21 protein-coding genes are annotated in these 21,295 nt (G+C 60.1%); 14 read left to right on the top strand and 7 right to left on the bottom strand.

Annotated features, from left to right (window positions below; genetic code table 11):
• The first annotated feature begins 139 nt into the window (after positions 1-139).
• From lysA to SFUM_RS00260, 11 genes are all read left to right on the top strand, one after another.
• Complete coding sequence (lysA, locus tag SFUM_RS00310) at positions 140-1,414, top strand: diaminopimelate decarboxylase (protein WP_041441224.1); 1,275 nt, start codon at positions 140-142, stop codon at positions 1,412-1,414.
• A 175-nt stretch (positions 1,415-1,589) separates the two neighbouring features.
• Positions 1,590-2,453, top strand: a complete 864-nt coding sequence (gene dapF, locus SFUM_RS00305; RefSeq protein WP_011696933.1) for a diaminopimelate epimerase — start codon at positions 1,590-1,592, stop codon at positions 2,451-2,453.
• Between the two features lie 10 nt (positions 2,454-2,463).
• Complete coding sequence (gene dapA / locus SFUM_RS00300) at positions 2,464-3,339, top strand: 4-hydroxy-tetrahydrodipicolinate synthase (protein ID WP_011696932.1); 876 nt, start codon at positions 2,464-2,466, stop codon at positions 3,337-3,339.
• Between the two features lie 33 nt (positions 3,340-3,372).
• Positions 3,373-4,176, top strand: coding sequence for a 4-hydroxy-tetrahydrodipicolinate reductase (dapB, locus tag SFUM_RS00295; protein WP_011696931.1), 804 nt, complete (start codon positions 3,373-3,375; stop codon positions 4,174-4,176).
• A 263-nt stretch (positions 4,177-4,439) separates the two neighbouring features.
• Positions 4,440-5,606: an LL-diaminopimelate aminotransferase gene (locus SFUM_RS00290; RefSeq protein WP_011696930.1), complete on the top strand. Its 1,167-nt coding sequence runs from the start codon at positions 4,440-4,442 to the stop codon at positions 5,604-5,606.
• A 42-nt stretch (positions 5,607-5,648) separates the two neighbouring features.
• The gene (folK, locus tag SFUM_RS00285; RefSeq protein WP_011696929.1) at positions 5,649-6,143 is read left to right on the top strand and encodes a 2-amino-4-hydroxy-6-hydroxymethyldihydropteridine diphosphokinase; all 495 of its coding nucleotides are present in this window, start codon (positions 5,649-5,651) and stop codon (positions 6,141-6,143) included.
• Positions 6,144-6,156: 13 nt separating this feature from the next.
• A complete protein-coding gene (locus tag SFUM_RS00280; RefSeq protein ID WP_011696928.1) occupies positions 6,157-6,414 on the top strand; it encodes a TRASH domain-containing protein in 258 nt (85 codons plus the stop codon).
• Between the two features lie 21 nt (positions 6,415-6,435).
• Positions 6,436-7,101, top strand: coding sequence for a fructose-6-phosphate aldolase (fsa, locus tag SFUM_RS00275; protein ID WP_011696927.1), 666 nt, complete (start codon positions 6,436-6,438; stop codon positions 7,099-7,101).
• 169 nt (positions 7,102-7,270) lie between these two features.
• Positions 7,271-7,906 (top strand): lytic transglycosylase domain-containing protein, encoded by a 636-nt coding sequence (locus SFUM_RS00270; protein WP_011696926.1) that lies wholly within the window; start codon positions 7,271-7,273, stop codon positions 7,904-7,906.
• Positions 7,907-8,664: 758 nt separating this feature from the next.
• Positions 8,665-9,255, top strand: coding sequence for a CDP-diacylglycerol--glycerol-3-phosphate 3-phosphatidyltransferase (gene pgsA / locus SFUM_RS00265; protein WP_011696925.1), 591 nt, complete (start codon positions 8,665-8,667; stop codon positions 9,253-9,255).
• 14 nt (positions 9,256-9,269) lie between these two features.
• Positions 9,270-10,367: a putative NPN-dependent ornithine cyclodeaminase gene (locus SFUM_RS00260; protein ID WP_011696924.1), complete on the top strand. Its 1,098-nt coding sequence runs from the start codon at positions 9,270-9,272 to the stop codon at positions 10,365-10,367.
• A gap of 46 nt (positions 10,368-10,413) precedes the next feature.
• Here SFUM_RS00260 and SFUM_RS00255 read toward each other — a convergent pair whose 3' ends face one another.
• Positions 10,414-11,349 (bottom strand): carbamate kinase, encoded by a 936-nt coding sequence (locus tag SFUM_RS00255; protein ID WP_011696923.1) that lies wholly within the window; start codon positions 11,347-11,349, stop codon positions 10,414-10,416.
• A 111-nt stretch (positions 11,350-11,460) separates the two neighbouring features.
• Positions 11,461-12,789, bottom strand: a complete 1,329-nt coding sequence (locus SFUM_RS00250; protein WP_011696922.1) for a cyclic 2,3-diphosphoglycerate synthase — start codon at positions 12,787-12,789, stop codon at positions 11,461-11,463.
• A gap of 658 nt (positions 12,790-13,447) precedes the next feature.
• Between SFUM_RS00250 and SFUM_RS00245 the strand changes: the two genes are divergently transcribed.
• On the top strand, positions 13,448-13,684 hold the full coding sequence (locus tag SFUM_RS00245) for a hypothetical protein (RefSeq protein ID WP_150109391.1): 237 nt from the start codon (positions 13,448-13,450) through the stop codon (positions 13,682-13,684).
• A 251-nt stretch (positions 13,685-13,935) separates the two neighbouring features.
• Here SFUM_RS00245 and aat read toward each other — a convergent pair whose 3' ends face one another.
• From aat to clpS, 3 genes are read right to left on the bottom strand one after another with little or no spacing between them, the layout of a single operon-like run.
• Positions 13,936-14,640: a leucyl/phenylalanyl-tRNA--protein transferase gene (gene aat / locus SFUM_RS00240; RefSeq protein WP_011696920.1), complete on the bottom strand. Its 705-nt coding sequence runs from the start codon at positions 14,638-14,640 to the stop codon at positions 13,936-13,938.
• 18 nt (positions 14,641-14,658) lie between these two features.
• Positions 14,659-16,989: an ATP-dependent Clp protease ATP-binding subunit ClpA gene (gene clpA / locus SFUM_RS00235; protein WP_011696919.1), complete on the bottom strand. Its 2,331-nt coding sequence runs from the start codon at positions 16,987-16,989 to the stop codon at positions 14,659-14,661.
• The gene (gene clpS / locus SFUM_RS00230) at positions 16,990-17,304 is read right to left on the bottom strand and encodes an ATP-dependent Clp protease adapter ClpS (RefSeq protein ID WP_041439485.1); all 315 of its coding nucleotides are present in this window, start codon (positions 17,302-17,304) and stop codon (positions 16,990-16,992) included.
• Positions 17,305-17,434: 130 nt separating this feature from the next.
• On the opposite strand from clpS, the gene aroC reads away from it, so the two are divergent.
• Entirely contained in the window at positions 17,435-18,490 is a 1,056-nt protein-coding gene (aroC, locus tag SFUM_RS00225; RefSeq protein WP_011696917.1) for a chorismate synthase, read from the top strand.
• Positions 18,491-18,691: 201 nt separating this feature from the next.
• Here the strand turns inward: aroC and SFUM_RS22805 are convergent, their stop codons facing one another.
• Positions 18,692-19,024 (bottom strand): hypothetical protein, encoded by a 333-nt coding sequence (locus tag SFUM_RS22805; protein WP_011696916.1) that lies wholly within the window; start codon positions 19,022-19,024, stop codon positions 18,692-18,694.
• A 372-nt stretch (positions 19,025-19,396) separates the two neighbouring features.
• On the opposite strand from SFUM_RS22805, the gene SFUM_RS00215 reads away from it, so the two are divergent.
• The gene (locus tag SFUM_RS00215; RefSeq protein ID WP_011696915.1) at positions 19,397-20,263 is read left to right on the top strand and encodes an ABC transporter substrate-binding protein; all 867 of its coding nucleotides are present in this window, start codon (positions 19,397-19,399) and stop codon (positions 20,261-20,263) included.
• Between the two features lie 23 nt (positions 20,264-20,286).
• Here the strand turns inward: SFUM_RS00215 and SFUM_RS21180 are convergent, their stop codons facing one another.
• Positions 20,287-21,252, bottom strand: coding sequence for a formate dehydrogenase accessory protein FdhE (locus SFUM_RS21180; protein WP_049766240.1), 966 nt, complete (start codon positions 21,250-21,252; stop codon positions 20,287-20,289).
• Positions 21,253-21,295 lie beyond the last annotated feature (43 nt).

Here is a 21,295-nt window from a genome sequence, read left to right as displayed (position 1 = left end):
ACCGTGCCGCCCACGTGGGAACTCTTCCGGGGTTCTCACGGCGGTCGTGATCGCTCAAACACCGCTCGAAGGTCGGAGCGGCAGCAAGAACTCGCAATACCGGAGCTCCATGACGGGTTCCGCCGACAGGGGATTCTTGATGCACCATTTCCACTATCACAACGATGAGCTTTACTGCGAACGGGTTCCCCTGCGCGAACTGGCTGCGCGCGTGGGAACTCCATGCTACGTTTACAGCCACGCCACGCTGCTCCATCACTTCACGGTGTTCGACTCGGCGTTCGAGGGCGTGCCCCACCTGACCTGTTTCTCGGTCAAGGCCAATTCCAACCTGGCGGTACTGCGGCTGTTCGGTTCCCTTGGTGGCGGGGTCGACATCGTTTCGGGCGGTGAGCTCTATCGAGCCCGACAAGCGGGGATAGCTCCGGATAAGATCGTTTATTCCGGGGTGGGCAAGACCCTGGAGGAAATCGACTACGCACTGCGGGAAAACATCCTGATGTTCAACATCGAATCCACGCAGGAACTGGAGGCCATCAACGCGCGGGCCGCCGCTTTCGGGTGCCGGGCACGCATCGCACTGCGGGTCAACCCCGACGTCGATCCCAACACCCACCCGTATATTTCCACGGGAATGAAAAAGAACAAATTCGGAATCGAGATCGACAGCGCGGTCAAAGCATACGAACGCGCCAGGAGCCTCGACCATGTCGAGGTGGTCGGTGTCGACTGCCACATCGGGAGCCAATTGACCGAAATCTCGCCGTTTGTGGATGCGCTCAAGCGGCTGCGCTTGCTGATCGAGAAGCTCGAGGCGGTCGGAATCACGATCCAATACCTCGATCTGGGCGGCGGACTCGGTATCGTTTACGACCAGGAGGCCCCCCCGGAGCCGCGCGAATATGCCCGAGCCATTCTGCGGGAGCTGAAGGGAATGCATTGCACATTGATTTTCGAACCGGGGCGCGTTATCGTCGGCAACGCAGGGGTTTTGCTGGCCAGAGTGCTCTACACCAAGAGAACGCAGAGCAAGAGCTTCATCATCACCGATACGGCCATGAACGATCTGATCCGCCCCAGCCTGTACGGTTCCTATCACCAGGTCCAACCATTGCGGAGACAGAGCAGGGAAAGCCACATTGTGGATGTTGTGGGGCCGATTTGCGAATCGGGGGATTTCATCGCCAAGGACCGGGGACTGCCCATGGTCGAATCGGGAGACTTCCTGGCGGTCATGAGCGCAGGCGCCTACGGGTTCACCATGTCGTCGAACTACAATTCGAGGCCGCGGGCCGCGGAGGTATTGGTCAAGGACGACCGGTATTTTGTGATAAGAAGACGGGAGACCTGGGACGATTTGATCCAGTGCGAAACCATTCCCGCTTTCTTGAGCTCGGACAAACAGCCGGCCTGACCGGGGGGCGCTCGACCGGGAGGACGATTTCGCCGCGTCCTCTCCTGTCGGCGTACGGGGAGCCCGCCGACGAAACGCGGCGGGGAAAAGCCGCGGTTGCAGCGTCTGTGGGATTCCCGCTGAGTATTGATGCTTGAATAAAAAACCGGAGCATCCGGCAATCGGAGTCGAATCGATGCCCGTTGAAAACGAACGGACCCGCTTTCTAAAGATGACCGGGAGCGGGAATGACTTCATCGTGCTCGACAACCGCGCTCAGGGGATCAGCCCTGAGCAGGGGCGGGAACTGGCGCGCCTGGCCTGTCGCAGGAAACTTTCGGTGGGCGCCGACGGGTTGATCCTCATCGAAAACGACCCCGAGGTCGATTTCAGATGGCGCTTTTTCAACGCGGATGGAAGCGAGGCGGAGATGTGCGGCAACGGCGCGCGCTGCGCCGCCAGGTTCGCTCATATCAAGGGGATTGTCGCCAAATCCCGCATGTCCTTCCGGACTCTGGCGGGAATCATCGAGGCGGAGATCAAGGAACCGCGAGTCAAGATCCGAATGACTCCGCCCCATGGTCTGGAACCGGACCTGAATGTCGAGGCCGAACAGCGCTCGTTTCGTCTTCATTTCATCAATACCGGCGTGCCGCACGTCGTATGCTTCCTCGAGAACGACCGGGCGCTCGAGGAGATGAACGTATTCCATTGGGGGCGTCTGCTGCGTCACCACCGGCGATTTCAACCCGCCGGCTCCAACGTCAATTTCGCCCTCGTGGAAGACGCGAACCACATGGCGATCCGCACCTACGAGCGAGGGGTCGAAGACGAGACGCTGGCGTGCGGAACGGGCTCCATCGCCTCCGCGCTGGTCGCCGCCGCCAAGGGCATGGTGCAATCGCCGGTGGAGGTTCGGACGAGAAGTGGAGAAACCCTGACCATCTATTTTGACAACCCGTCCACCGGGGCCGCGGCGGAGTTCTCACAGGTATACCTGGAAGGCGACGCGAAAGTGGTCTACGAGGCGGAACTTTGGAAAGAAACATTGAGGGAATAGGGAGGAACGTATGTTTCAGGGCGCGATGGTGGCAATAGTGACACCGTTCAAAGCCGGTCAGGTGGACGAAGAGACGTTCCGCAACCTGATTGAATTCCAGATCGCCAATGGAACCCACGGCATTGTGCCTTGCGGAACCACCGGCGAATCGGCGACGCTCAGCTTCAATGAACACGAGCGCGTCATCGAAATCGCCGTGGAGCAGGTCGACAAACGTGTTCCGGTTATCGCCGGGACTGGCTCCAACAACACCGAGGAAGCCATCCGCCTGACGAAACATGCCAAGAACGCCGGAGCCGATGGGGCATTGCTGATCAGTCCTTATTACAACAAGCCGACGCAGGAAGGTTTGTATCGTCATTACGAGAAAATCGCCAAAGCGGTCGATATCCCTCTGGTGCCGTACAATATTCCCGGTCGGACGGCCGTCAATATGGAACCGGATACGATCGCGCGGCTCGCGAAAATCGATAACATCGTGGCCATCAAGGAAGCCGCGGGGAGCATGAAGCAGATCACGGACATCATTGCGCGGTGCGGAGACGAGCTGGTTGTGCTGTCCGGAGAGGACTTCCTCACCTTTCCCCTGCTGTGCGTGGGCGGCAAGGGCGTCATATCCGTGGTCTCCAACATCGCCCCGGCGGACATGGCCAATCTGTGCAACCTGTTCCTCGGCGGCGATTTCGACGCCGCGCGGAAGCTGTACTACCGGCTGCTGCCGCTCTGCCACGGGCTCTTCTACGAGACGAACCCGGCTCCGGTCAAAGCCGCGCTGGCCATGATGAACAAGATCCCGAGCGATGAGTTGCGCCTGCCTCTGGCCCCCATGTCACCGGCCAACAGGCTGCGTCTCCGCCAGGATCTCCAGGCTTACGGACTGATCTAGCGAGCGCCCCGGCGTTGAGCGGAGGAGAAAGCAATGGTTCGCGCTGCGGTTGCCGGGATAGCCGGCAGAATGGGCTCCAGAATCGCCCAGTTGATCCGTGAAACGGACGGCATCGAGCTGGCGGGTGGTTTCGAACATTCGGGCCATCAGGCCGTGAACAGGGAAATCAGCGAGATCATCGGTGGTTCGCCCACCGGGCTGAAAGTGACAAGCCACATCGCACAAGTGCTCGACACCGTCGACGTCGTGCTCGACTTCACTCTTGCGGCCGCGTCTCTTGAGCACCTGAGGCAGGCGTCCGCCAGGGGAAAAGCGATGGTGATCGGGTCCACGGGATTCGCCAGGGAACAGTTGGAGGAAGCCGAAAAACTCGCCGGAAGAGTGCCGTGCGTGATTTCCCCCAACATGAGTATGGGCGTGAACGTTCTGTTCAAGGTGGTGGGGGACGTGGCCCGGCTCCTGGGTGAGAGTTTCGACGTGGAGATCATCGAGGCCCATCACCGGCTCAAGAAGGACGCTCCGAGCGGGACCGCCCTGAAGTTGGCCCAGGTGGCGGCGGGGGCGCTCGGCAGGAATCTTGAGGAAGTCGGTGTCTATGCGCGCCGGGGCTTGATCGGGGAGCGGACCGGCAATGAGATCGGCATCCAAACCATTCGCGGCGGTGACATCGTCGGGGAGCACACGGTGATGTTCGCCGGCTCGGGTGAAAGGATCGAAATCGTTCACCGCGCTCAGAGCCGGGACAACTTCGCCAGGGGCGCCATCCGGGCCGCTCTGTGGGTAGTCCGTCAGCCCCCGGGGCTTTACGGCATGGACCACGTTTTGGGCATGAAGTGAGGTGCGACGCCGGCATCCGCCGACTTACCCCGCAAAATCGCATCAACGGTTTTGAGCGCTTGTCCGATTGTATTTAATACCGAGGGAGTTCTCCTCCACCTCAATCCCGACCCCGCCCGGCGGGAGGTGCGGATTCCGGTCGAACCGGATCGTCCCGCCCGCCGGGCATGACGCGGGAACCACCGGGTGGGCTGCCCGGCCTGACTTGCGGCGGCAACGGGGAGTCCCCTCACGAGGTTGCAGTTGAATCAGCGGAGGCACAGATGGCATTCGTCAAAGCGGAACGGTTGAAACTCCTTCCCCCCTACCTCTTCCAGGAAATCGACCGGCTCAAAGCCGAGCTCACAGCCAAGGGCGTGGACGTCATCAACCTGGGCGTCGGGGATCCGGACCTTCCGACTCCCGACCACATTATCGCAAGGCTCAAGACAGCCGCCGAAGACCCGTCCACCCATCAATATCCTTCTTACTCCGGCATGAACGATTTCAAGGTGAGCGTCGCGGGGTGGTATAAGCGCCGGTTCGGCGTGGAGCTCGATCCCTTGAGCGAAGTATTGACCTTGATCGGTTCCAAGGAAGGGCTCGCTCACTTCCCGCTGGCGGTGATCAATCCCGGGGATCTCGCCCTGGTACCCACTCCGGCGTATCCGGTCTATCATGTGGCGACGATGTTCGCCGGGGGAGAATCCTACTTCATGCCCCTGGTGCGGGAGAACGGGTTCCTGCCCGATCTGGACTCCATCCCCGCGGACGTGGCCAGACGGGCCAAAGTCATGTTTATCAATTATCCCAACAACCCTACAGGGGCCACCGCCGAGCGGGATTTCTTCGAAAAGGTCATTGCGTTTGCCCGCGAATACGACGTGATTGTGTGCCATGACGCCGCCTATACGGAAATGGCTTTCGGCGGCTACCGGCCGCTGAGTTTCCTGGAGCTCCCCGGCGCCGGAGAAGTCGGCGTCGAATTCCATTCCCTTTCAAAGACCTATAACATGACCGGCTGGAGGCTGGGATTTGCGGTCGGGAACGCGGACATCCTGGCGGGACTCGGCCAGGTGAAGAGCAACATCGATTCCGGGGCGTTCAACGCCGTCCAGTGGGCCGGCATCACGGCACTCGAAGGCGACCAGGGCTGCGTCGTCGAAATGCAGCGGATTTACAAGGAACGCCTGGACATCCTCATCGAAGGCCTGAAACGCATCGGGTTGCATCCCGAGGTGCCCAGGGCGACTTTCTATGTCTGGTGTCCGACGCCTCCGGGCTATTCGTCCAAGGATTTTTCGTCCCTGCTGTTGAGAGAAGCGGGCATCGTGGCGACGCCCGGAAGCGGCTTCGGGGCGCCGGGTGAAGGATACATCCGCATGGCGCTCACGGTGGACAAAGAGCGGGTCCGGGAAGCGGTCGAACGGATGCGGAAGTTGTCTTTTTGAGCGCGGTCCCGCATGGACGGCGCCCCGGACTTGTGTGAACGAATGGAGACGGTCTTCATCGGCATCGGCGGCAATCTGGGCGATGCACGGGGCATCTGCCTGGGGGCCATCGAAGCCTTGAGGCAGCGCAGGGAAATCGACGTCCAAAAGGTCTCCTCGCTCTACCGGACCAAGCCTTTGGGACCGATCGTGCAGGAATGGTTCATCAACGCGGCTGTCCAGTGCCGGAGCAGACTCGAGCCGGAAGCGCTGCTGGCGGTCCTGATGGAGATTGAAGAGCAGTTTGGCAGAAAACGCGATGTGAGATGGGGCCCGCGGACTCTGGATCTCGATCTGCTGGCGTTCGGCGACCGAATCGTATCGTTGCCCAATCTGCGGATACCCCACCCCGGGCTGCATGAACGCCTGTTCGTGCTGGTTCCTCTTGCCGAGATTGCCCCGAAGTGGGTTCACCCGGAGCTGCGGATGACCGCCGAGGACCTGTTGAAGCGATTGTCCGGCGCCGCGACCGACCGGGAAATATGGCGATTGGAATAATTGGAATGAATACATGGGCCGATTCATTATTATTGCAACACTCATTTTTGTGGGCTATCTGTTGGCAAAGCGCTATTTTCATTTGCTTGCCGGAAAAATGAACCGGAACGACAGTGCCGAGAACGACGCCACGGAGCTCGTTCAGGACCCTCAGTGCGGCACCTATTTTGCCAGGCAACAGGGCGTGGAAGCCAGAATCGACGGGCAGACCGTGTACTTCTGCAGTGAAACCTGCCGCGGCAAATACCTGGAAAAACACCGTTCCGGGTAGATGTGGAACAGGAGAATCGGAATGAAGTTTTTCATCGATACCGCCAATCTGGACGAAATCAAGGAAGCGCACAGCTTGGGGATTCTGGATGGCGTGACCACCAATCCGAGCCTCATTGCCAAAGAAGGCATCGCAAATCGTGAGGACTTCATACGGCATATCAAGACCATCTGCGAACTGATCCAGGCCCCGGTCAGCGCGGAGGCCGTAAGCACCGATGCCGAAAAGATGATCGTGGAGGCCCGGTCTTTGGCCGCCATCGATCCTCATGTCGTGGTCAAGATTCCAATGACCATAGACGGCCTCAAGGCTGTTCGGCAGCTTTCCGAAGAAGGCATCAAGACCAACGTCACCCTGGTGTTTTCACCTCTGCAGGCCTTGATGGCCGCCAAGGCCGGTGCAACTTACATCAGCCCGTTCGTCGGGCGCCTGGACGACATCTCCGCGGACGGCATGAACCTGGTGGAAGAGATTCTCGAAATCTTTTCCAACTATCTTTTTGAGACCGAGATCATCGTCGCCAGCGTGCGCAACCCGCTGCACGTGCTTGCGGCGGCCAAGCTCGGGGCGGACATTGCCACAATCCCGTTCAAGGTGATCGACCAACTCGCTCATCATCCTCTGACGGATCTGGGAGTGGAGCGATTTCTGAAGGATTGGGAAAAGGTTGAGAAACAGAGGGTCTAGGAGCATATGGAAAAAGTCCGGGGAACCCTCTTCTTCGTGCGCGCGAAGGCGCGAATCCGGGTTTCCCGGGACTTCCCGAACCCCGGCCTTCGCAGGCGCGACATTCGGGGCGGATTGTTCGACACGCTTTGCGGCACCCGGTAACAGTAACAGATCGTGAGGTAAGATCATGAAGCATCCGACAAGACTAGGTGTGGCCTCCATAGCAACCGCCTGGGGTATGATTTGCCTGTTGCTTCTCTTTCAATCTCATGCGCGGGCGGACATTTACAAGTACGTGGACAAGGACGGCGTGATCCACTTTACCAATACGCCCGTGCAACCGGAGGCCAAATCGCTGACCCTGCCTCCGGTTACGCAGGCGAACTTCGTCAAGTATTTTCCGCACCGTACGTTCTACTCCGCCTGTAACCCCAAGAATCAGAATTACTTCGACCCGCAGATCAGGATGGTTTGCATGCGGCACGGACTGGACTACAACCTCGTGCGGGCCGTGATCAGGGCCGAATCCGGGTACAATCCACAGGCGGTTTCCCCCAAGGGTGCCATGGGCCTGATGCAGCTGATGCCCGGCACATCCAGGGATCTGGGAGTGCTCAACCCCTTCGATCCCGGCGAGAACATCGACGGGGGAGCCCGCTACCTCAAAATGCTCATCGAGCGGTTCAACAACATCCCCCTGGCTGTCGCCGCCTACAATGCCGGTCCCGAAAATGTCGAGAAGTACAAGGGAATTCCACCCTTCGATGAAACGCAGGTTTACGTACAGCGTGTGATGGATTACTATTCCCGCTATAGACAATGATCCCGGCAGTTTTTTCATTTCACACGGGCACGCCGTGTTCCGTTCCCTGACCGGGATCAAGGGAATCCATGACCTGAGCGAAACGGGCAGGTTACGGGCACCCTTGCCGCCGTTCCCTCCTCGTGGTAAAGACGGGGAGAGAGGAACCGATCGCTCCGAACGGATGAGAGACGGCATGAGTGGAACGGTTTTCAGCTCGACGCCTATCCATAACGTCGCAAGCAGGCTTATCGGCCTTTGATGGGAGGACCGAATCGGGCACCACATCGGAAGCCGTCAAGCTCATCTTATACCGAGGTGCGTTCAAGATTGCATAACGCTTGCCCATCGGGCGGTGACGCGGGTGGGGGAAATTCCCGCCCCTGCGGACCGATGTGCCGGCCAGACGTAAAGGAGGGCTTGATGCCCTCCCGCCCAATGCATCCATCTTGACCGCCAATTGCTCATGGCGCCGGGGTCACCCGCAAAACATGAAAACAGACTCCCTCGGAAGTCTATTTTCAAGATAACCTGGTGTCATTCCCTCGGAATGGCTGAAACGGAGGGAAGCTGGGCCGGAGGTCTCCGGTGTTGTGTCCGCAGCGCTCACACCGGCTCGAACCGCGTCACCCGCGCCTCCAGGGATAGGCCTTCAGAGCAGGCGTTGGAAGCCGGAAACGCTTCGCCATCCTTTTCTTCCCGTCCGCGGAGCGTTGACGGCCTGCGTGCCGAATGTGGTGAAGACAATATTCTCGGTGAAGAAGAACTCGGCGACCGCGATGAACAGAAGTGATCTTTCACGTCAGAGCCTCACCAATCTGCCCAATATCCTGACCTACATCAGGATGGCCACGATACCGGTCATAGTGGTTCTGCTCACCCCCCCGGCGTCCATGAATTCCTCGAACCTGGCTTTCCTGCTTTACGTGCTTGCCTCGATAACCGACTATCTGGACGGCATTCTGGCACGCCGCCGCAATCTCGTGACTTCCGTCGGCAAGCTCCTGGACCCTCTCGCGGACAAACTGCTCACCTCCGCCGTGCTGATCATGCTTATCCCGCTGGGCAAGGTTCAGGCCTGGCTCGTTTTTCTCATTATCGGACGAGAGCTCATCATCACGGGACTGAGGTCCATTGCCGCCGGCCACGGCCTCATCCTGAACGCGAGTCGCATGGGGAAGAACAAGATGGTGTCTCAAACCATCGCGCTGATCTTTCTCCTGCCTTCCGTTCCGCGAATCGACTGGATGCTGGACTATGCGGGGCTGTTTTTCCTTTGGGTTTCCGTCGTTCTCGGTTACTGGTCCGCGATGGATTACTTCTCTCATTTTTACCGGGAAGCAAAGCGTCGCAGTCAGTCCAAGGAATGAAAGATTGAACGGCAATGGCATTCATACTTCCGGAATACCGCACCCCCGATTTCACGGCGGAGCCGTTCAAGTCGGCTCCCGCAGCCAGGTTTGAGGCCGCCCCCAAGGCCGGTGTCGCCCCCGGGGACTATCACGCCACATCCATCTATCCCGAGTACTTTCAAGTCGCGCCGGGAGACTGGCGCCTTCCCCGGGAATCCCGTATGGACTGCGTGGTCGTGCTGCAAAGCGACGGCTCGCTGACCGTGAAGGAATTCAGGCACATCGCGGCCGGGGAGTTGGTTGCGATCGGTCGGCGGGAAAACTGCGAAGATGGGATTTTCGTCCATTCGGGAGCGTTCGGGCAACCCGACACACTTTCCGACAAGTTCGCCTTCCGGACCCAGGTTTCCAGGGAGACGGCATTTTCCGCGGACTACGATGAGCTCTACGGACTTCTCGACCATGAGCGCAACCACGGCTTCATTCTGTGGGTCCTCGGGCCGGCCGTTTCCTTCGACCGGGACGCCAGGAACGCCTTCACCCTGCTGGTCCGCAACGGCTATGTGGACGGCTTGCTGGCGGGAAACGCCCTGGCCGCTCACGATATCGAGGGCGCCCTTTTCAACACGGCCCTCGGGCAGGACCTCTACACCAAACGCCACGTCCCTCTCGGCCACTACAAGCACCTGGACGCCATCAACAGGATCAGGGAACTGGGATCGATCGAAGCGGCGATCCGCATCGGAATGGTGAGCGGCGGCATCATGGATGCGGTGACCAGGGCGGGAGTGCCGTACGTGCTGGCGGGTTCCATCCGGGATGACGGTCCTCTGCCGGAAGTGATTGCCAATGTGTACGCCGCCCAGGACCGAATGCGCGATCTGGCCCGGCGCGCCACCACGGTTATCGCCATGGCGACCCAACTGCATTCCATCGCCACGGGCAACATGATCCCGGCCTACAGGGTCATGCCGGACGACTCGGTCCGGCCCGTGTACTTTTACACCGTGGATATGTCGGAATTCGCCGCCAACAAGCTCGCCGACCGGGGCTCGCTGACCGCCAGGTCAATACTCACCAATGCGCAGGATTTTGTGGTCAACCTGGAGCGCGGACTGCTCGGAAAATAATGCCGCTAACGACGGCCTCGCGCACACGGACTCGGCAGGCCGTTCTTCACGGAGCGAATTCCGTGCCGGCCGCGCCTTGGACGGCGGCCTCGATCCGCTCGATGGAAGCGATTACGGCGCGTGTTCCCCCGTGTTTCATGAATTCGATGCACGCCTCCACTTTCGGTCCCATGGATCCCGGCGGGAAATGTCCTTCCTCGAGGAACCGGCCGGCATCGCCGACACTCACGCTGCGCAGCCAGCTCCGGCGCGTCTCCTGTTCGTAATGCAGCGCCACGCCTTCCACGTCCGTGGCGATAAGAAAGATGTCCACGCCGATCTCCCCCGCCAGCCGCGCACTCGCCAGGTCCTTGTCGATCACGGCGTCCACGCCGTGAAAAGTCCGGCTGTCCCGGATCACCGGAATGCCCCCGCCGCCGCAGGAAATGACGATAAAGCCCAGATCGATCAACCGCTTGATTTCCCTTTTTTCCACGATAGTGACCGGTTTCGGGGACGCAACCACCCGCCGGTACCCCTTGTCGGTTCTCACCGTCGGGTACGGAAGCCGGGCCGCCTCCGCTTCGTTGAAGGCCGGGCCGATGGGTTTCGAAGGATGCAGGAAGGCCGGGTCGTCTTCATTCACCACAACGTAGCTGAGGACACTCACAATGTAGTGTTCCTTGTCGACGCCGAGGCTCATGAGCTCGCTGTCCAGAGTGGATTCAATCATGTAGCCGATCTGGCCCTGCGTCTGGGCCACGAGGATTTCGAGAGGCAGCCTCGGAACCTCGGAACAGCATTCCTGCTGCAGCAACAGATTCCCGACCTGGGGGCCGTTGCCGTGCGTGATGATAATCCGGTGCGCTTCCGCCAGCCGCGCGATCTGTCGCAGCGGAACGCGCAGGTTCTCCAGCTGTTCGGGGATCGTGCCCTGCTGTCCCTTGCGAATGAGCGCATTGCCGCCCAGGGCGACCAAAAGGATGGGTTTCCTTACAGCCATGCTCGCGACTCCCGGAACATCACACGGTTGCGGGGCATCAAGGCGTGAAAGGTCCGGCGGAATCGACCGCGGACCGCGCCCTGCATGGAACAGGCAACGCGCGGCGGACCATCAGAGGATGCCCGATTCGACCAGCCTGCGCGTCAGCACTTCTTCCAGCCCCGGGCGACCATGATCCTTGTATTCATAACGAACGCGCAACGTCGGCTTGTTCATGGACAGAAGACCGCTCAGGTCGACGGGAGTCGACGCCAGGACGAGATCGCAATCCACGGCATTGATGGTGGCTTCGAGGTCCCGCATCTGGCGTTCGCCGTACCCCATCGCGGGGAGCTCGGCGCCGATGTGCGGATACTGCAACAGGGCTTCACGAATGGTTCCCACGGCATAAGGATGAGGATCGACGATCTCGGCGGCGCCGTACTTGCGGGCCGCTATGGTTGCCGCCCCGAACGGCATCCCGCCGTGGGTGAGCGTGGGACCGTCTTCCACCGCCAGGACCCTGCTGCCGCGCACCCGCCGGGGATCGGACACCGTCACCGGAGACTCGGCCAGGATGATCTCCGCGCGGGGGGCAAATTTCCCGATATTTTCCCGCACGGACTCGATGTTTTCGGGAAGTGCCGTATCCACTTTGTTGATGATGGCCACATCGGCCATGATCAGGTTGGTTTCGCCCGGGTAGTAGAGAAGCTCATGACCGGGACGGTGCGGATCGAAGACCACGATATGCAAATCCGGGGAAAAAAACGGCGTGTCGTTGTTTCCGCCGTCCCAGATGATGATTTCGGATTCGGACTCCGCCCGTTCCAGGATGCGGGCGTAATCGATTCCCGCATAGACCACGATCCCCCGATCGACCAGGGGTTCGTACTCTTCCCGCTCCTCGATGGTGCACTGATTGACGTCGATGTCTTCTCGGCTCGCAAACCTCTGCACAATTTGGCTGCGCAGATCCCCATAAGGCATCGGATGCCTCACGACAACGGCCTTCTTGCCCAGATTTTGCAAAATTCTGCAAATCTCTCTCGTGGTCTGGGACTTTCCCGACCCGGTCCGAACCGCGCAGACGGCAATGACCGGTTTGCGGGACTTGAGCATCGTGTAGGTGGCCCCCAGGAGGATGAAATCCGCCCCTTCGGCCATGGCCAGGGATGCCCGGTGCATCACGTCCACGTGCGCGACGTCGCTGTAGGAGAACGCCACGAGATCGATCCGGTGTTCGCGAATCAGTCTGGCCATGTCGGCTTCCGGATAGATGGGAATACCTTCAGGATAGTGCTCGCCTGAAAGCTCGGGAGGAAACAGCCGGCTTTCGATGTTTGGGATCTGGGCCGCGGTGAATGCGACCACCCGGTAACGGCGATTGTTCTTGAAGTAGACGTTGAAATTGTGAAAATCCCGTCCCGCGGCGCCCACGATGATGACTTTTTCCACCATCCCGTTCTCTCCGTGTAGCCTCAGAGTCCGTTGCCTGCAGCCCCTGCACCGGCTCGCACCGGGCTGCGCTCGAGGAAGGCGTGAACGACGAACCTCGGAAGAGAAGGTTCGCCACCTCCCGGCCCTGGCCGCCCCGCGACTCCACCGGGGCGGTGCCGACCCGCACCCCGCCCCGACCGGGACACGGGAAGCCATCCTATATTGCCCCAATTCATCGGGAGTGCAATGAAAAAGGCGCGGCCCCCGGCGCTTGCCCGGCTTCCCCGCCGCGGAACCGCCACCATACCAGGGTTGATAGGGTCCACCCGCGAGGACGACGCGCCGCCCCCTGTCCCGAATCCTGCATCTTTGCCGCATGAGAGGCGTGAGCATAAACGGCATGTAATCTTATCATCATTACATTTCATTCACTTGATTACAAATTACTGCTGTTGATATGATGAATTATGAGACTGGGTCTGAACTGGGACAATGAATTATTAATTTACAGCGGTTCGTCGGCATTTTGCTAATCTTATTGCAGGCAGAGCAGTATTTCTTCCGATTAGAATTATAGCGGAACCTCAAGATGAGTTTTGATAAGTTGAGCGGGAAGGGAGAGAGCATGAGGGAGTGCCCAAAATGCGGCCACGTGCGGCGACAAGAGGATGATGGCTTCGTGCCTGCGGAGGAATGCCCCAAGTGCGGTGTGATATACTCCAGGGCCAGGCCCGACGTATCTCTGCAGCCCTATTCAAACCGACCGGCCGGCAAGGGAATCGGCGAAACCATCAAGTTTGTGCTGTTGATCGCCCTGGTGCTCATCGGCTTCTACCTCTGGACTCACTACTACGGGAGCTCCGCGGAAGGGAAGAGCACCTTCGGGTTGGAATTCCTCATGGTCCCACGGGGATAAGATGAACCCGGTCAGCCGCGGTCCCGGCCGTCGGTCCCCGTTGAGGGGGCACGCAGGCCCAGTAAATCGACACTGCCGACGAGAAAGGTCATGCGCCTTGAGACGGCGGGAGGGCATAAAGTCCTCCCTTTGCGGCGTCTGACCGGCATATCGACCCGTAGGGGAGCATCCCCGCCCGCAACCCCTTCCGCCGGGCAGGTGTTGCTTAGTCTCGAACGCACCTCGTTATCACAGGCGGACCAACCGGCAAGTCAAGGGCGCTTTCCACAACAGCTTTCTCCTTCCCAGCTTTCCCCGTGCACCACCTCCGGGATATTCTCGGCAAGCAGCGTCAGGAATCTGCGCCGCGAGATTTCACGCGCGCCCATGCTCTGAAGGTGAGCCGTGGTCACCTGGCAGTCGATCAACTGGAAGCCGCCACGAGTCAGAAGGTCCACCAGATGCACCAGGGCCACCTTGGACGCATCGGTTTTCCTCGTGAACATGGATTCTCCATAGAAGACCCGCCCAAGGGCCACTCCATAGAGTCCCCCGACCAGTTCACCTTCGTGCCAACTCTCCACCGAATGGGCATACCCCAGCCGATGCAGCCGGGAATAGGCCGTCACCATCCCGGGCACGATCCAGGTACTGTCGTCCCTGGCCCTGCGCACCTCGGCGCATCGCCGGATCACATCCGCAAAAGCCCTGTCGAAAGTAACCGAGAAGACGTTCTTCCTCAAAACCCTGCGCAGGCTGATCGAGATCTTCAATTCGGCGGGAAAGAGGACCAGGCGGGGGTCCGGGGACCACCACAGAATCGGGGTTTTCTCGGTGTACCAGGGGAATATGCCCTGTCGGTAGGCGAGCAGCAACCGCTCCGCGGAAAGGTCACCGCCCACCGCCAGCAGGCCGTCCCGCTCCGCAAGGTAGCTCGGCGGAAAAATCAACTCTTCCGTCAGTCGGAAAACCGGCATGATGCCTGCTCGAATCCGCTATGCCGCAGGCACGCCCGGAACGTCCGGAAAAACGAAGACCAGGTTGGACGTCTTCAGAATCTCCTCGCCTGCCGGTACGGCCTCGTCAGGTCTGAAGACCTGCACGCGGCCCCCGTGCATGAGCCTCCCGAAAAGAATTTCGTCAGCCAGCACATCCTTGACTTCGGTCTGGATCAACCGCGCAAGCGGCCGTGCTCCGAACGTCACGTCGTAGCCCTGCCCGCCCAGCCAGCGCCTCGCCTCGGCGCTCAATTCCATGCGGATCTTCTTCTCGCCCAGTTGCGTTTCCATCTCGACGACGAACTTGTCGACAATCTGCTCCATGATCTCGAGGTTCAGACCGTTGAACAGGACGATCCCGTCCAGGCGATTGCGGAATTCCGGGCTGAAGAGGCTCTCCACGGCCTTCAGGCCCTTGATCGCGCGGTGGTCGGGTTCCACCGTGCCTCCGCCGAAACCGATGGACGACATGCTCATCTCCCGCGCCCCGGCGTTTGAGGTCATGAGCAGGATGACGTTGCGAAAATCCGCCTTCTTGCCGTTGTTGTCCGTGAGCGTCGCATGGTCCATCACCTGCAGGAGAATGCTGAAAAGGTCGGGGTGGGCCTTCTCGATCTCGTCCAGCAGCAGGACCGTGTAAGGCTGCTTGCGGATGGCGTCGGTCAGCAGACCTCCCTGGTCGAATCCGATATACCCCGGAGGCGCGCCGATCAGCCGTGCGACCGTGTGCTTCTCCATATATTCGCTCATATCGAAGCGCAGGAAATTGACCCCGAGGATGCGTGCCAGTTGCTTGGCGACTTCGGTTTTTCCGACTCCCGTAGGCCCGATGAAAAGGAAAGACCCGATGGGCCGCTCCGGAATCCTCAGACCCGCTCGAGACCGCTTGATCGCCTTGACCAGGACATCGATGGCCCCGTCCTGGCCAAACACCTGGCCCTTGAGCTCCTCGTCCAGGCTGTGAAGCCGCAACTGGTCGGAGGCGGAGACCGACCGGGGAGGAATCTTCGCGATCCTGGCCACCACCAGCTCGATGTCCTTCGGCCCGACCACTCGCCGCACCCGCCGGTCTTTCTTCAGCCGCAGGCTGGCCCCCGTCTCGTCAATGACGTCGATGGCCTTGTCCGGCAGATAGCGATCGTTGATGAACCGGTTGGAGAGTTCCGTCGCCGCCCTCAATGCGGCGTCCGTGTACCGGATCCCATGGTGCTTCTCGTAGTATTGCCGCAGTCCCAGCAGGATTCGGTAGGTCTCCTCCACGGAGGGCTCGTGGATTTCGACCTTCTGGAACCGGCGACTCAGCGCACGGTCTTTCTCAAAGTGGTTCTTGTATTCCTCATAGGTGGTGGACCCGATACACCGCAGCCCTCCGGTGACCAGAACGGGCTTGAGGATATTGGAGGCGTCCATCGAGCCGCCGCTCGTCGCACCAGCCCCCACCACCGTGTGGATCTCGTCGATGAACAGGATCGCGCCTTCCTTCTTCTTGAGCTCCTGGATCACGCTTTTGAGGCGCGCCTCGAAATCGCCCCGGAACTTCGTGCCCGCAAGAAGCGCTCCCATGTCCAAGGCGAAAATCTCTATGTTCTGGAAGACCTCGGGCACCTCTCCCTTCTGGATTTTCAGCGCCAGCCCCTCGGCAATCGCCGTCTTCCCCACTCCGGGGTCTCCGACGAAGATCGGGTTGTTCTTGCTCCTGCGTCCAAGGATCTGGAGCGTCCTAAGGATCTCTTCCTCACGCCCGATGAGTGGATCGATCCGTCCCTGGGCAGCCTTTTCGATGAGGTTCACGGCGAAGCTTTCCAGGGCCGACGTCCTCCGCGGTTCGCCTTCCTCCCCGGGCGCGACCTCGTGTGCAGGCTCGTCCCGGGCCCCCTCATCCTCTTCGGGATACCCGACTTTGGAGATGCCGTGCGAAATATAGCTCAGCACATCCAGGCGGCTCACGCCCTCGGACTTCAGGAAATAGACGGCGTAAGAGTTCTCTTCGTAGAACATCGCGGCCAGTATGTCCCCGGCATCCACTTCCTTCTTTTCGGCCCCGTGCACGTGCATCACCGCCCGCTGCAACACCCTCTGAACGCTCAAGGTCTGAATCGGATCCTGGTCGATGCCCTCCGGAAGCTTCTCCGCCCGCTCCTCAAAAAACTTGAGCAGCTTCCCTTTCAACGTCTCCAGGTCCGCTCCGCAATGGAAAAGGACGCGCCGTCCCGTTACATCGTGCAGCATCGCGAACAGCACGTGCTCCAGGGTGAAGAATTCATGCCGTCTGGTCTTGGCCTCCTTGATCGCGGCCGACAGCGTTATTTCAAGCTCTCTGTTGATCATCTAAGTTTCTTCCATGCTGCATTGCAGCGGAAATCCGTTTTTTCGCGCCAGGTGATGCACCAACTCCACCTTCGTCTCCGCCACTTCGGCCGTGAACACCCCACACACGCCGGTACCCGATTTGTGGACCAGCAACATGATACGGGTGGCCTCCGACGGAGATTTGTGGAACACCGACTGAAGGATTTCGACTACGAACTCCATTGTAGTATAATCGTCGTTGTGAAGCAGAACTCGATACATCGGAGGCTCCTGGATCTGCTCCTCGGTGCGGCTCTCAAGATCCTCGCGAAATTCCGGATGATGCTCGCTCATCCCGATTCCTCCCTAACCGATGATGTATCTGTCGCAGACCGTATCTGCTTCAGCATATTCTTCAATCATATAGAATAACTTTTTCGACCGGAGTGTCAATGCCGACGGCATGGGACGGCGAGGAGGCAAAGTGGCAGGGAGCAGCTTCGGCAGGCTTTTTCGTATCACCACCTGGGGAGAATCGCACGGCCCCGCACTGGGGGTCGTAATAGACGGCTGTCCGCCGGGAATCCCGTTGGCTCCCGAAGACATCCAGCGCGATCTCGAACGGCGCCGTCCCGGCAAGCGCCTCACCTCACCCCGCGGCGAACCGGACCGGGTGGAGATTCTCTCGGGCGTCTTTCAGGGGGTCACCACAGGCACGCCCATCAGCCTGGTGATTTTCAACCGGGATGTCCGCAGCGGCGATTACACGGAATTGGCCGAAGTTTACCGACCCGGGCACGGCGACCGCACCTACGAACAAAAATACGGCGTCAGGGACTGGCGCGGAGGAGGCCGGAGCTCGGGGCGCGAGACCGCCGCCCGTGTGGCCGCCGGCGCCGTCGCCCGCAAGTTCCTGGCCGGCCGTGGCGTTGAAGTGAAAGCCTACACGGTTGCCTTCGCCGGCTTGCATGTGGACTCCTTCAACCGGGACGAAATCGATCGCAATCCCTTTTTCTGCCCGGATGCGACAGCCGCAGCCGCCATGGAGCGTCGCGTCGAGGAACTGCGGGATGCGGGGGACTCCTGCGGAGGCGTCGTCGAAGTGTCGGCAAGAGGCTGTCCGGCGGGCCTCGGAGAGCCTGTCTTCGACAAATTGGACGCGCGCCTGGCCGGGGCGCTCATGTCCGTGGGAGCAGTGAAAGGAGTGGAGATCGGCGCCGGTTTTGCCGCCGCCGCCATGCTCGGCAGCGAGAACAACGACCCCCTTACCCCCGATGGCTATGCAAGCAACAATGCCGGCGGCGTTCTGGCGGGAATTTCCACCGGGATGGACATCGTCGCGAGGGCGGCCGTCAAACCCATACCCTCCATCTCAAAACCGCAACAGACCGTCAACACCAGGGGTGAACCCGTCACCCTCTCCATCAAAGGACGACACGACGTATCGGCCATCCCGCGCATCGTCCCGGTGTGCGAAGCCATGGTTCTCCTGGTGCTGGCCGACTTCATGCTTCACCCGGCGCCCGTGGAAAAGCGGTGAACCATCCGCCGACGGTCCGGCGAAGAAACCCGTCGTTTGGTGTCGAAATCCGGCGATTCCATGCACGGGGCGGGAAGAGCACGACTCGTCGCGAGCAGGGACAGGTCCGCCCCTGACCACCGGGTTGCCCAGGGTCACGCAGGCGCGGGCACTACGCCCGCCCGAAACGGCGCTCCGAGTGTTCGAAGCGCTCGACGCGGGTCATATTTTCATGTCCAGCCGCCGGATCATCTCGTCGGCGTAATCCATGATGTAGTCCCTCTGCTTCGCCGTCGCGTAAGCGATGCAACTGCAGCGAATGATCTGGCGGCTGCGGATCAGGAACTCGAAGTCCACCTGGGTAGGAGACAGGTTGACGGCAAAATAAAACGGGTGACAGCTTTCGTGCTCCTTTTGCACGGCGGAGTACAACCCGGGGGGAAGATTCACCCAGTACATGTCTTCCATGAACGTTTTTTCGGCATTGGCGTCCAGATAGTCCCGAATCCGTTCGTAGTCGGGCCCGCGCAATTGATCGATCACATATTGTTTCATTCGTTCGGTATCCTTGCATGGTGTCGATGAACGATCCCCGGGCTTCCCCGGAAATCCCGGCCGGCTCGCCGGGCCGGTGTACGATTCTCCCTTCCCGGCTCCCGTGCGAATATAGTGGAAACGACGCATCAAGACAAACGCCTTCACAAGATTGAGCGCGCTCACGCCGGCCTTATGGGCAAACAGGCGCAATAGGCGCTTGCATTCGAACGCCCTCTTGATGCTATACTGCGCCTTATGTCCATTCCGGCATATCCCTCGTGGCGGATTGGACTTCCTGACGGCGCTCATGGCGCGAATCAGTCCTTTTGCGCTCGCTAATTCGGCGCATATTACATTGTTCACCCTTGACTCGGACGAAGGAGGTCCCTCATGAAAGCTCTTTTCTTCAAAGCGGCGGTGTTCTCGATCTGCCTGGCGATTGCGGGCACGGGTGCGGTGCCTAGCGCCGGCGGCGAGCCGTGCGACGGCACCTATGGCTCCGGTCCGAACCGGTTTGTGCTGGCAACCGGAAGCCCGGGGGAGCTCGGATTGGTCAAGGCATTGGCCGACGTGTTCACCGCACGGACCAACACCACTCTGTGCTGGAAGAAGGCCGGATCGGGCGAATCCCTGAAAATGCTGAAGGAAAAGACAGCCGACGTGATCATGGGACACAGCCCCGACGCCGAAAAAAAAGCGGTGGCGGAAGGCTGGGCCGCAAACCACACGCTTATCGGCTCGAATGAGTTCTTCATCGTCGGACCTGCAACGGACCCCGCGGGTATCGCGAACACTTCGTCAGCCGTCGAGGCCTATCGGAAAATTGCGGAAACCAAGGCAAAGTTTTTTTCACGGGGAGACAATTCCGGCACGCACAAGAAGGAACTCCAGATTTGGGCCAAGGCGGGAGTCACCCCATCCGGAGACTGGTACGTCGTGACGAAGCAGTTCATGATCGCAACGCTCAGGATGGCGGATAGCGAGCGGGGCTATTTCATGACGGACAGCAGCACCTGGGTAGCCGAAAAGAAGAACCTGAAGAATCTGAAAGTGCTTCTTAAGGGGGACAAGATCCTGGTCAACGTCTACCACGGGTTGTGCCAACCGCCGGGGAGCACACCGGGCGCCGAATGGGCGGCCAAATTCATCGCTTTCGTCGCGTCCGATGAAGGACAGAACATCATCCGCGGCTTTGGAAAAGACCTGCACGGAGAGGGTCTCTACAACGACGCCGCATACGCGAAGCAATTCGAATAGGACTTCGACGCCGGCGCAGCGCGCTAGTGGAGCATGGTGCCCCCTGAAGCCCCGGATGCGCGGCCGCTTGCCTCATCCGCGGCGGCGCCCGCCGGTGCCGATTTCGTCCATCCGGTCGGGTTCATGGGTCGAAATTCTCTTCTCTGGGCAATGGCGTCGAGGTGCAACAGGCCCAACCGCGCGACTTCGGGAACGATCTCGTCGGCGAGGGTCCTGACATCCACGCTCACCACGTAGGTCATGCAATTGTGGCACAACTCGACCCTTTCGTGTTCCCTGCCTTCGACGTAGCACAATTCAATGTCGTCCGGTTTCTGGCTTTCGCAGTTCGGACAGGTGGTCCTGTGAAAACGCCATTCACCCGCACAAAACGCGCACCGCAGCCAGCGATGCCCTTCCTTGCCCTTGAGAAGACTCAATTCGGGAAGCGATCCGCAGATCGGGCAGTATCCCTTGTTCCAGGTCAGGCTCTTGATCAGGGGCTGTAAACCCTCGGCACGTCTTTCCACAACCGGCTTCGCCAACTGGATCAGGGCAAACTGGAGAACCTCGGGTTCCAGACCGATCGCTCGGACCTCGTCGGGCACTGCCGCATTCCGGTTCTTCAGCACGCGGCTCCAGTAGGAGTCCGGATCGAACCCGCCCTTGAGTATCGCGTACTGCAGCCGCCTGAGCCCATCGGCGACTTCGGCAAACCCATCGGCAAAGGGCGGAACGAGGCGCTCGGCGGCCTCTTTCCACAAATCCCCGAGGCAAATGAGGCTCTGCCTGTCCGTCACCGGGATTCCGTTGCCGAACCTCGTCGCGTCCGGAGCGAGGGCATTTCCGGCCTCCGTTTCGGGCAGCTCGGCTTTCCAGCGCGCCTGCTCCATCAGAAGGCCGGCAAAGGGCGCCAGCACCGTACGGAGATAACGGTTTTCTTCCGAGGTCTTCTTCAACGCATCGGCTACTCTTCCCGCGGCTCTTGCCGCCAGGGATTCCTGTTCCATGAGATACTCCTCTTCCGACAACCGTCGTCCGTCGCGATTTCGC

The organism is Syntrophobacter fumaroxidans MPOB (genome assembly GCF_000014965.1).
GTDB classification, from domain to species: domain Bacteria; phylum Desulfobacterota; class Syntrophobacteria; order Syntrophobacterales; family Syntrophobacteraceae; genus Syntrophobacter; species Syntrophobacter fumaroxidans.
The sequence above is the reverse complement of the archived record's forward strand: the minus strand, read 5'-3'. Positions and strand labels throughout refer to the sequence as shown.